The organism is Pedobacter sp. 10L46_2, assembly GCF_056395165.1.
Genome location: NZ_JBFTIZ010000114.1, coordinates 1 through 11,572, shown reverse-complemented (window position 1 = coordinate 11,572; position 11,572 = coordinate 1). Strand labels below are relative to the sequence as shown.

Genomic DNA, 11,572 nt, shown 5'->3' with positions numbered 1-11,572 from the left:
CATGTAACCATTGAAGCAATTAACAATATGGAAGTCCTTTTAATGGAGGTTCCAATGAATTATTAATTATGAAAAAGACCGAGGTTTTGGTGGTTTGTACCCATCAGGAAATTCTAAATACAGTTCTGAGGCTTGTAAATTCCAATACTGAAATGAGTGCAATAGGTGCAAATACACTGGAACAGGCAATTACAACATTTAGATCAGCAAACTTTGATCTGGTTTTGGTGGGGGCAGGATTAGAAAAGGCTGAAGAAACTGAGCTAGAGCATGTGATCAGAAAAGTAAATCGCAAAATTCCTATTGTATTTCATTACGGTGGCGGAAGCGGTTTGTTGTTTACCGAAATCTATGAGGCTTTAAAATAAAAAGAGCCGTTACAATGTAACAGCTCTTTATTTAATTTGTGTGTTTTATTTATCCAATTGGTAAAGCTTTATAGATCTGAGTCTGAAATACTGATCGTTATCTATAAATGTCGCTACGAAACCTACAGTAACAGGAGACTCAGTAGGTACGGTAAATGCTGTAGTGAACTTTCTTGGTGCTCCGGAATCTGGATTTCCGCTTGATTTTGTATAGCCCAAAACAATAGGATTACTTTCAACTTTATCAACGTCAGGTATTTCTCCTCCCTTTGCAATTACAGTATAAAACAAATTCTTCCATTGGTATCCTACAAAATCCAGCGTATAATAATATTGGCCTGCCGGAAGTGGTTTTAGCGTTGTCTGCTGAATTTTTCCGTTAATGATATCCGGTTCACCACCCCATGACTCCATCGACATACTATTTCCATCCCATTCGTCCCAGCCACCCATACCACCATCGCGTTGTAATACCGCAGCATTTACTCTCCAATCCGCTACAATACCCCATCTACTTCCAAACCTGGCCGATGGAACAAATTTAGGACCAACATTCAGCAAATAATCTAAAGTGATATCTTTTACTGTTCCATTACCTGTTACCAATTTAGAAACAGTAAATACAGAACCTTTTTCAGTCGTCACCTTTAACTTGGCGGTATATAAATTACCGGCCCCATACTCTTTAATTGGAGTTGCCTCTTCAGAAACAGCTGATCCATCTCCGAAATCCCACGAAAAACTCTTCACGGTAACTTTCGAAGACTTAACACTAAATTTCACCTTGTTACTACCCTGACTTGCAGCAATAAAATTTACAGCACTGTCCGGTATAATTTTAATAAGGACCACTTTTTTTGCAGTAGACCCATCCTCCGCTATTGCTGTTAAGTTGACTTCAAAGGTACCAGCACTAGCGAATATATGTTTTGGAGTAGTTTCATAAGAAACACTATCGTCACCAAAACGCCATTCAAGCTTTTTATATTCCTTGGAGTTATTCTTAAAGTCAAAGGTAAACGGATCATCTCCCGGAACAGCCTCAAAATCCACAAATGGTCTTTTCTGTTCAGCTGGTTCAACTTCAATGTCCTTACTTTTAGAACAGGAAGCGAAAATAACTATGCTTAATAGCAAAATAAAAAGTTTGTTCATACTATTTAAAGTTTGGTATATTTTTTAAACAACAACGATGATTAAATTTTAGCCATCGCTGCTGTTGATTGGTTTATTTTTATGTATTTACAAAATAATTATTTCTTTCTGGTAAATATCCATCCCCTCACATCATAAGCACCCACATTCATATAGAATTTCATGATATGTCTTCCTTTCGTAAGCTGAACTGTTGTTCTGTTTGGTTGCTGATCTCCGTAACTACCAGGTGTTTTGGCAGATGCTAGTATCCCTGTAATATTTACATCATCAAAGAATACACTGTACCTTCCATTATCTCCTGGCGCACCGATTAGGGAGTTCAACTCATACTCTCCGTTTTCCTCCACATTAACAGTATAGGTCAACCATTCACCATCAGAAGTCCATCCTACTACACTACGTGGAGTATAGTCACCCACATCAACATTATCATTTGGTCGGTAATCACCAACACCATCTTTACCGCCTGTATCGTGGAATGCAATTCCTTCACCGCCAAAATCGTACTGTGCAGCAGGAATCATATCAGAAACAGCACCAATGGCTCCTTTAATAAGGAAAGGAGTCCCATTATAAGGCCTAAAATGATCCGGATCAATAACTACCACTATGCTTTTTTTCGTTTCATCAAGTTGGAATTTAGATGGGTTTCTAAGTAATAGTCCTATTGCAACTTTTTTCTTGGTGTTCTTCAACAATTCTGAAATTCTGGCAGTTAGTTCAAGTTTTGCGCTGTTCTCATTAGGAGCAAACTTAACTTTTGGATTAGTAAGTGCATAGCTACCTGAACTTAATACAACTGTATTTTTAAGCGTTCCGTTATTTATGAGTGCAGTTACTAATGCATCATTCGGTACCACATCCACTGTAAAATCGGAACCTGCAAGTCCTGCAAGAGCAAGATTTAGAGGTATCGTCAAATCTTGCGTGCCAATTGCATAATTTGTTCCATTTGGCACCAAATAAGGAGAGCCAGCCGATGCAAATGAGATATAGTGTACATCTTCAGCGGCAATCGCTTCAGCAGCATTAATAACAACTATAATGGCATTCTTATTGGCCTCAATTGCATTTCCTTTAGATGGAGCTGAAATTTTTATCGCCAGAGCCAATAACTTGCTATGGTTTCTCTCAACAAAACTTCTACTTACCGCCAGATTAAAAGTTGTACTCTTTATCCCATATGCAAAATCAATCACCGGAGGAAAATTAAACGTTTGTTCGGCCAACGCTATTGTTCCAGCAGGTAATGTCCCACTACCAACCAGTGTAGCAATAGTATCTAAATTAGATGTAGCCTGCACATTGAAAGCCGTTCCAGATGCACCGGATAAATTGATCGTTACTGGAATGATTAATTCATCGTTGTTTAATGTAAAATTTTCGCCACTTCCAATATCAATTCTATTTTCCACGCTAAGCTTGACATTAGCAGCAGTTTCCTTAGCGAGCACTCCTGATAGCTTTTCCTTTTCACATGACATCATCAGCATAGCTGTAATTGCCAAAAGGCATAAATGTACAGTAGTAAATATTCTTTTCATATCCTTAAATATATAATGATCTTTAAATAGGTTTTCAGGACTTACTTTATAAAGCCCTGAAAACCTTAAATTAATTTGCAATCCAAACTCTACCGTCCAATGCCCAATTTTCTTGCCTTGGAATATTAAACCAACTTAATATTTGCGTCGGAATGTCAGAGTTTTTTGGAACCAATACACCTAAGTTTGTGTTACTCGGAGAACACATTAAATCTGTGAATTTTTCCCAGCTATAAGCCCCTTCTAATTTAAAATCCGCCTGAAAGGGTCCATTATCTTTAAGTGTTGCTCCCGTTCCATCAACCATAGGCCAGTAACCAGCTAAATAATCATAGGCTGGGTGACTTTGGTCCATAGTAGGGTCACAAGAATACTGTTTAATAACCGTTTCTGAGAGTGCAGTTTTCCATATTTTCAATTCAGCTAGCTGAACGTTAATAACTCCTCTATCGCCATTAACATCACCTCCCACAAATCCAACTGTTAAAGGATCATTGTTGTTGTAGTTTGGAAATCCGGACAACTGTCTGTCATTTGTATGAGGTTTTGCAGGACTTGCCTCAAATCCACCTCCATTATTTGTAATCCCCTTTATTCCATCTGTATACAATCTGATATATCTCCTGCCATCCGCTTTTTTCTCTACGACAAATGTTAAATCATGCCAGGTATCTCCACTAAAGTCAAGACCCCCAACCTCATCACCATTTGAGTTGTCCTGACCTCCTGCTCCAAAAAAGCGCCAGCCATTATAAAACAAGCAAATATTCCATCCCGCCTGACCCCAGCTGCTATTATTCCTTTTACCTAATACCGATGGCCATTCATACCAATAATCTCCTTTTGAAGTATTTTTGGTTTTTCCTTTTTTGATTTTTACCGAAACGGTAAAATCCGCATCAGGGCCAAAATTAAATTCACTATTAGTAGCAGCTCCTTGCACTACACCTTTGATTTTTTCTGGTTCACCTTTAAATCTAATTGCTGTACCGGAATAGCTATTTCCTAAAAATGGTCTCGCAATGAAAGTAGGGTTATACTTGTTGTTATAAATTATAGTAAAGGTGTTGATATTCGTGTTACTAAAAAGAGTTTTATCGTCTTGTTCTACAGGGAGTGTAAATTGCCCCCCTTTATTAGAAGTTACAACAACCAACCAGTTCTCCTTGTAGTACGTAGGTCTTGATTTTAATGAAGCTAAAATTTCACCAACCTGACTATCAAACTTATTAATAGCTGCTTTATATGGCGCAAAAGAATTGTCAAATCCAGAAGCTTTTCCTGCCTTCTCAACACCGCCAAACTGCCCAACAATCAGAGATGCCGTATCAGTTTTCACAAATTCTACCAATCTTGAAGTTACAGCATCGTCGTTTCCACCAAATGACTCTGTAACGTCTGCCCCTTTGGTTAACTTACCCTTAAACACATCAGATGAAGCAAAAGATGCTATACGAAAACCTGGCCTCAACGATTTAATACGTTCAAATATAACCGGATAATTTTCGAGTTTATTACCAGCAAAATCCTCTGATAAAACGTTGTGTTTCTCCTTTTTTACTCCCGTCAGCATATCTGTCCAATTTGTTGCGTCGGTATAATTAGTATTATCACTTAATCCGGTCCAGGTATAAACTGCACTATCAATAAGGGTTCTTAATGTTGGAGTTCCCGCATCTCTAACTGACGTACCGCGTGCACCATCTACAATAAGGTAAAGAACCTTAGGAACTTTATAGGTAACGTTGCCATCATTATCAGGCGCATCTGGTATTACTTTATCAAAATCCTTATTACAGGATGTTGCAAACACCAGCAAGCATAGTGTTAGACTAACAAAATATTTGAATTGATGTTTTTTCATATTCTTTAATTTATAATTCATTTGGTTCATGTCTGGATTATATGTATTAATATAATCAATTTTCTAGTGTTACCCTAATAATATTATTCGTTTCTATGTTATCAAAAACAAAGAATGAACCCCCAATTAATAACGCTCTCTTATTATCTGCAGATTTCGTTTCAAAGACATTATTTATTCTACCTAACAGGTTACCTACATTATTATATCCTTCTGCAATTTCCCCCTTGTCAGTTGTAATAAGAAAGCCTTGTCTGTTCACCCCATCGTAAGTTTTAAAATACCCCCCTATTAAGCATAAACCATCACTAAGCTGTTTGGTGAAATTAGGATACCCCCCAACAAACTTTTTAGGAACAAACGATTGATCAACCGAACCGTCATAATTCAGCATAACCAAACTTTCTGATGCAACCCCATTAAATTTCTTAAATGTTCCGCATAACAGATACTTCTTGGTCGTCTCATTATAACTCGCGTAGTTTACGATAAAATCAGCTCCTGCTCCTCCTGGATTGAATGTTGCATCTATTGTTCCATCTGTGTTTAAACGGGTAACGTATCCTGCCGAAGCATCGTCAAATTTGGTGAAATTGCCATAAACCAAAATCTTTCCGTCGGTGTGCATCAATGTACTGATATACCCATTAGATCCCGGTAAACTCTTACCTTTAGCTCCCCCATAACCGGTCGCATTAGGATCGAATCTCCATGTTTTATCTAAAGTTCCATTTGGGTTAAAACGTACCAGTTGGCGCACGTCAACAGTATCAATAACTGTACTATCTTTTAACTGTCTGCTTGGTTGATCATAACGGCGAGACAGATAATACTTGAAGTTTCCCGATGCTATAATCTTATTATTAAATGCATATATTTCTGTAATAGCTGCATCCGTTCCACCATTAAATGTTGGAACATATATCAGTTTTTTTGTATAAGTCTCAACCAACATGGTGTCAACAGTTCCCTGGTTACTTACCCTGGTTATGTTATTAATGCCCCCTCTCTGTGCATAGCCGCTAAAAGCACCCCCAAGATACCATTGGCTATTTACAACGGCCATGCCGTAAAGGTCACCATTTGCAGCGCCTCCGCTCAGCAATGAACGATCCCAGGTTCCATCCGGAAAAATCCTTACAATACGGTTAATTGGCTTCACTATCCCCTTATTATCATAGTTCGTAAAACCACCCAACAACAATAAATTACCTCCCGCTACCTGATAAAACTTACTAATAAAACCATTTGTACCGGCTACTACTTTAAAGGTAGGGTCCTTTTTAACAAATCCGGTAACTGTAAAGTTCGGTCCAAAAACCAGCTGTCCATCAATAACAAAAGACGTAACTCCCGAACTGGCTCTTCCAGGCACTTTCGCTTTGATTCCGGTTTCAGTGATCTCCGTAATCTCTGCCTTTTCACCATTAAACAGAAACTGAATCTTATCTTTATGAGGCACTAAACCTGTCGCTTTAAAGGTAATTACAGTTCCTGCCATTCCAACTGCGGGAACAGGTATTTGCTGGCGATCAATCTTAATTCCCAAAGGTGCTATACCACCCTGATACGGATCTTCAAATGAAGTTTCCTTTTCTTTACAGCCACTTAACAATGCTGTTACAAGGATCATTGACAGACTTATATATTTAAAAAATTTCATATGCTTATCTTAAATTATTTCTATTAATATTTTAACTATTATAAATCTATCTGCTAAACATTACGTCATTATAAAAGTCAGCATTAAACCCAAATATATTTGCAGTAAAGTCATTCGGAGCTTCTCCTATTGGAGTACCTACACTAACAGCCAGTACATGTACAACACCATTACTTGGTTGTATATCCGATGATGCAACTGCCGCAGTCGCAAAATTATTAGGGTTTGATGGATCCCATAAATAAGAAATAGTTAATTGGCGGTATCCAACATACTTAACTCCATTTACGGAATTATATACAACACCGATGTTTGCAATATCTCTATCGTATGTGTAATAGTATGATCCCGGAAACAATTCCCTCAAATTAAAATCAACCTGAGGATAATCTTTTAACCTATATGAACCTTTAAAAATGTATCTTCCTAAAAATTTCCTCCATATTTCAGGCTGTACATCAGAAAGGGTTTTCAAAGTATCTCTTCCCGTATCGAACAACAATTGATTTAATCCACCCTGCAATTCGCGAATGGGGGTATTTACCAAACCAATAGTGCGTCTGATCACCTCATCTGTTGGAGCAAAGAAAGTGATGTTTTCATTTTTGAAAACATCTTCCATACCTGCCAGCTTAACAATTTGAGCGATAGTGTCAAATTTGTTGTTCGACTCCAAATACTGCATTATATTCCCATTAAAAACCGGGTTGGCTTTACCACCATCATTATAATAGTCGTCTTTTTTACAGGAACTTATTACCATTGCCAGCAAAATCAATAATATTGCCGTCGGTTTAAAGTATCGTTTAATAATATTTTTCATGTATTTATCTATTATTTAAAATTAAAGACCTGAACCAATCCAATAGTTATTTAAACTCATCTTAGGATTATTGAACAATGCGTTTGGATGAATTGGCCAGGTCCAACCACCCCTGTTAAACTTATCTGAAGTCAATGGATTATCTGTCCACTCTTTACTTAATACTCTTTTAGTTCTTACCAGGTCAAAATAACGACTTCCTTCTCCCATCAGTTCTTTAGATCTTTCCAGAAAAATTGCATCTTTCAAATTTGTATCTTTACTTCCGGTTGGGTACGGCGGAGCCACGGCCCTTCCCCTTACAATATTTAAACACTCTATTGCTATCGGATCTTCAGGATTAAGATTAGCCAACGCCTCTGCACGTAACAAAATAGCATCGCTATAGCGCATAATTAAATATGTATTGTCTGGATTCAAATCCAAATTAGGATTGTTTGCATCTGCGAATGTATTTAATGCAAATTTCCTTAACTGAAAGGTTGAAGCATTTTGATCAAATGGAGCAACAAACCAGATTGTTAATCTTAAATCTGATTCATCCGGATAAAGTTTTCTCATATATTCTGTTGAAAATACAGAGTAGCTATATCTGTGAGTATACTCAGGTTGCTTGTATGGGAAATGGATAAATGCATCTCCAAAGGGCGAATATGCATTAGCCTGCGCAAATGGGTCATTCAAATCCTGATTGTAATTCAGTGTTCTGAACAATTCAAAAAGACTTTCCTCAGAACGGCCCTTTACAACTTTAGCCCATTCACCTAGAGGAAGCAGACGAAAAGCTTTACTGTCCATAATCTCTTTTCCCAATGCAGCTGTTTCCTGATAATATGAAGTTCTATTAGCAATATCAAACCCTGCATTCCACATATTCATATTCATCAATAAACCTATTGCTGCACCTCTGTTTGCCCTCACACCCCTCAAAGATGGATCAGTAAAAGTTAACGGTAAATCATTTCTAAAATCTTTAAGATCAGCAATGCAATTATTTATAACAGTTACCATATTTTCTCTTGGCAAAGGATCTTTTTGAAAGGCATCAGTATAATAAACTACATCCCCAAATAAGCGAACCATCTGAAAATAACAAAAACAACGAATAAATTTGGCTTCAGCTTTATAGCGCTTAGACTCTTCAGCCGTTAGTGCAGCAATACCATCGTCGATTTTACTAATCATCAGATTAGCCGATTGTATCACTCTGTAATATTCATCCCATTTGGTTAAATCGCTAAAATTATAACCAGACCAAGCTGGTGGTGGTGGTCCGGTAGATATCGCGGCCAGCAGGTACCTGTCATTAACAGTAGTTAAAGGAACATTCTGCTTATCGGTACTTCCCTGAGGGTTTGGCGTTTGCCTGGTGTGCCCCCCGATTAATCCAGATGCAGAACGACCGGCGCCACCTTCTGCCGCAGGAATTACCTCTCCCGAGCGAAATTCACCTGTTGCTCCAGCAAAAGCTGTTCGTGTATATTTATCAAATAACTCACCATACATATCGGTGATATTTGCTTCCATATCCTCCCTGGTCTTGTAAAAATTATTTCCTGTAAGTTTATCTATGGGAGTAATATCCAAAAATTTCTTACAGCCATATTGTGAAGCGCTTACAACAATAAATAAGCAAATAATATATTTTTTCATGTCTTATTAGTTTTGTGACTTCAATTAAAATTCTACGTTAAAACCAAGATTATATACTCGGGGAACCGGGTAACCATTTGAACCATCTCTACCAATTGCAGTAACCCCCTCCGGATTTGGACCGGTGTAAGGAGAAAAAGTAACAATATTACTTGCCGAAAGGAAGGTACGTATATTGTTCAAACCAATACGTCTGGCCATTTTTTTAGCAAATGAATAAGAAAGTGTAATCTGGTTAATTTTGAAGTAACTTCCGGTTTCCATCCAAAGCGTTTGTTCATATCTGTAATTATTCGCAAAAGCGTTGTGTGCATAGTCGTAAGCATTGGCAAATCTGGCGTTGGTATAACCAGGGCCTGTCCACATATTTAAGTCATTAACAGGAACAACAGTAAGTGGATTTTTGCCATAAACACCATCTTTGATACCAAACGGATTGTTCAGCAACCTTAACCTGTCTGCAAGGGCATTATTCAAAATAGAACGTTTTGCAGTATAAGTAGCATAAATATTAAGGGAAAGGGTAGAACCCGATGGCATAGTATAACTCAAAGTATTAGATAAACCACCTGTCAACACGGGCTGTGTATTACCAACAACTTGTAAATCTCTTGAATCCAATACATAATCACCATTGGCATCATAGAAACGTGCATCGCCACCCTGGAAGGAATTAAGAAAATCTCCGGAATCATTATTCCTGTATCTTAAACCTGTAACAGGATCAATTGGTACATCGTTTGTTGAATCGTATACACCCTGATTTACATATAAGTAGTTAGCCAATGAATTTCTTCCAATTCTTTTTGCTAAATGCTGTGAATAACCAGAATTAAAATCAAACTCAATAAACTGTCCGTTATACTCTTCAGGAAGTTTTGTTAAAACGTCATTATTCCAGGCTCCGTTTACGGATATAGTCCAGTTAAATTTGCTGTCTTTAGCTAAAGGCCTGCTTGTAAACGATAGCTCATATCCATAATTTGCAAGTGCTGCATCATTACTTGTATATTTACTAAAAGCAAGGGTATTAGATAATTGACTAACAAACAGTTCATTATCAACCTTTTTATAATAAGTATCAAAAATAACATCAAGTTTTCCGTTGAATAGACCTAAGTCAAAACCAAGGTTAAATTGGGTTACTTTTTTTGGCCTAAGCAAAGGGTTAGGTACATATTCATAATCTATTCCTACCCGTGGATTATTGTTATAGAAACCACGTGGGATGTACTTTCCATAAATATCGATCAAATTTCCAACCGGAAAAATGTTTCTACCCGCCGTTACCCGAATATCTCCATAATTTAGCCATTTAAGATCTTTAAGCCAATTTTCTTTATTAAAGTTCCATTTCAAACCCACTGAAGGATTCTTAGAATATGGTTCTTTATTTCCGTTATTGGAAGTACCGTCAATACGATAAGTTAAATCAAAAATGTATTTCTTCTCAAAATCATAAGTAAAAGCCGCCGCAAATGAAATTTGATTCTGATCGTAAAAAGAAGTTAAAATACCACCGCCCCTAGAGTAATAACCATCATATCCTAATGGTCCTTGAAATTGATCATTTGGCGATCTTTCTAATCTTGTAATACTTGATTGTCCCTTTTTAATATACATCTCACTAAAAAGGTTAAGAAAAAAGTTATGCTTCTCATTTAAAGATCTGGTATAAGAAACGTTATTTCTATTATATAGCTGCGAGGTATATCCATAGAAAGAGTATATCTTAGCAAATTGATCGTTAGCAGCAGCAGGCGTAAAAGTATCTTCAGTATCTACATTATAATCATAACTAGCCGCAGAAGTTAAATTTAATCCCGGGATTAGCTCATAACGTCCCTCAATATAAGTATTTAGGTTCTTAGGTCCTGCATCTGTATTTGTTTGCAGGGCTGATAATACACTACTGGTTGCCTGAAAGAATGAAGGCCCGGGCAGTAATGACGATTTTTGTCCGTCGGCTGCAACACCCGTTTGTAATAACCCTACTCCATTTGCCTTTTTGATCTTACCTACGTTACCTCTTATGGATCCAAAAAAACTAATTCTTTCAGTAGGTTTATAGTCCATATTCATATTCAAACTATACCTGTCAAAACCAGTATTTTTGATAATACCCTTATCAGAAAAGTAACTCAGGTTCGTCTTATAACTAAACTTGGTATCACCACCATCAAGCTGAACGTTATGTGTTTGATTATAGGTATTTTGATAGAAAACGCCCTGCCAATCGGTTGAATTGTTGTAATAAGGATTCAAACTATCAGCTAAGAAAGGTGTATTTGAAACCATATACTGATCTCTGAATCTACCATAGGTATTGATCTGATATAATTTTAGCTCACGTTCAGCATTCCCACCCAAAATACTGCGGAGTTTAGGAATTGCATTCATGTAAAAGTTACCGGTATAACGGATACGCGGAACAGCTGAATTTCCTCGTACAGTTTGTATTAAAATTACACCATATGCACCCCTTGAACCGTACAATGC

At 37.2% G+C, this 11,572-nt stretch carries 8 protein-coding genes; 1 reads left to right on the top strand and 7 read right to left on the bottom strand.

The features are described 5' to 3' along the window. Positions 1-68: 68 nt before the first annotated feature. Positions 69-368, top strand: coding sequence for a response regulator (locus tag AC1DDX_RS14005; protein WP_172663715.1), 300 nt, complete (start codon positions 69-71; stop codon positions 366-368). 45 nt (positions 369-413) lie between these two features. Here the strand turns inward: AC1DDX_RS14005 and AC1DDX_RS14000 are convergent, their stop codons facing one another. The 7 genes from AC1DDX_RS14000 to AC1DDX_RS13970 all read right to left on the bottom strand — a co-directional run. Then, positions 414-1,523, bottom strand: coding sequence for a DUF5013 domain-containing protein (locus AC1DDX_RS14000; RefSeq protein ID WP_337715082.1), 1,110 nt, complete (start codon positions 1,521-1,523; stop codon positions 414-416). 98 nt (positions 1,524-1,621) lie between these two features. Beyond that, a complete protein-coding gene (locus tag AC1DDX_RS13995) occupies positions 1,622-3,070 on the bottom strand; it encodes a hypothetical protein (RefSeq protein ID WP_337715085.1) in 1,449 nt (482 codons plus the stop codon). Positions 3,071-3,140: 70 nt separating this feature from the next. Further along, positions 3,141-4,934 (bottom strand): DUF4983 domain-containing protein, encoded by a 1,794-nt coding sequence (locus AC1DDX_RS13990; RefSeq protein ID WP_337715087.1) that lies wholly within the window; start codon positions 4,932-4,934, stop codon positions 3,141-3,143. 55 nt (positions 4,935-4,989) lie between these two features. Next, positions 4,990-6,597 (bottom strand): DUF5008 domain-containing protein, encoded by a 1,608-nt coding sequence (locus tag AC1DDX_RS13985; RefSeq protein ID WP_337715088.1) that lies wholly within the window; start codon positions 6,595-6,597, stop codon positions 4,990-4,992. 46 nt (positions 6,598-6,643) lie between these two features. Beyond that, positions 6,644-7,420 (bottom strand): fasciclin domain-containing protein, encoded by a 777-nt coding sequence (locus AC1DDX_RS13980; RefSeq protein WP_337715090.1) that lies wholly within the window; start codon positions 7,418-7,420, stop codon positions 6,644-6,646. 21 nt (positions 7,421-7,441) lie between these two features. Further along, a complete protein-coding gene (locus tag AC1DDX_RS13975) occupies positions 7,442-9,073 on the bottom strand; it encodes a RagB/SusD family nutrient uptake outer membrane protein (RefSeq protein ID WP_337715092.1) in 1,632 nt (543 codons plus the stop codon). 24 nt (positions 9,074-9,097) lie between these two features. Then, the coding region (locus AC1DDX_RS13970) for a SusC/RagA family TonB-linked outer membrane protein (RefSeq protein ID WP_477622175.1) at positions 9,098-11,572 on the bottom strand (2,475 nt) is incomplete at its 5' end.

Coding starts and splice junctions, on each gene's coding strand:
- AC1DDX_RS14005 (WP_172663715.1), top strand. CDS start 69: ATGAAAAAGACCGAGGTTTTGGTGGTTTGTACCCATCAGGAAATTCTA.
- AC1DDX_RS14000 (WP_337715082.1), bottom strand. CDS start 1,523: ATGAACAAACTTTTTATTTTGCTATTAAGCATAGTTATTTTCGCTTCC.
- AC1DDX_RS13995 (WP_337715085.1), bottom strand. CDS start 3,070: ATGAAAAGAATATTTACTACTGTACATTTATGCCTTTTGGCAATTACA.
- AC1DDX_RS13990 (WP_337715087.1), bottom strand. CDS start 4,934: ATGAAAAAACATCAATTCAAATATTTTGTTAGTCTAACACTATGCTTG.
- AC1DDX_RS13985 (WP_337715088.1), bottom strand. CDS start 6,597: ATGAAATTTTTTAAATATATAAGTCTGTCAATGATCCTTGTAACAGCA.
- AC1DDX_RS13980 (WP_337715090.1), bottom strand. CDS start 7,420: ATGAAAAATATTATTAAACGATACTTTAAACCGACGGCAATATTATTG.
- AC1DDX_RS13975 (WP_337715092.1), bottom strand. CDS start 9,073: ATGAAAAAATATATTATTTGCTTATTTATTGTTGTAAGCGCTTCACAA.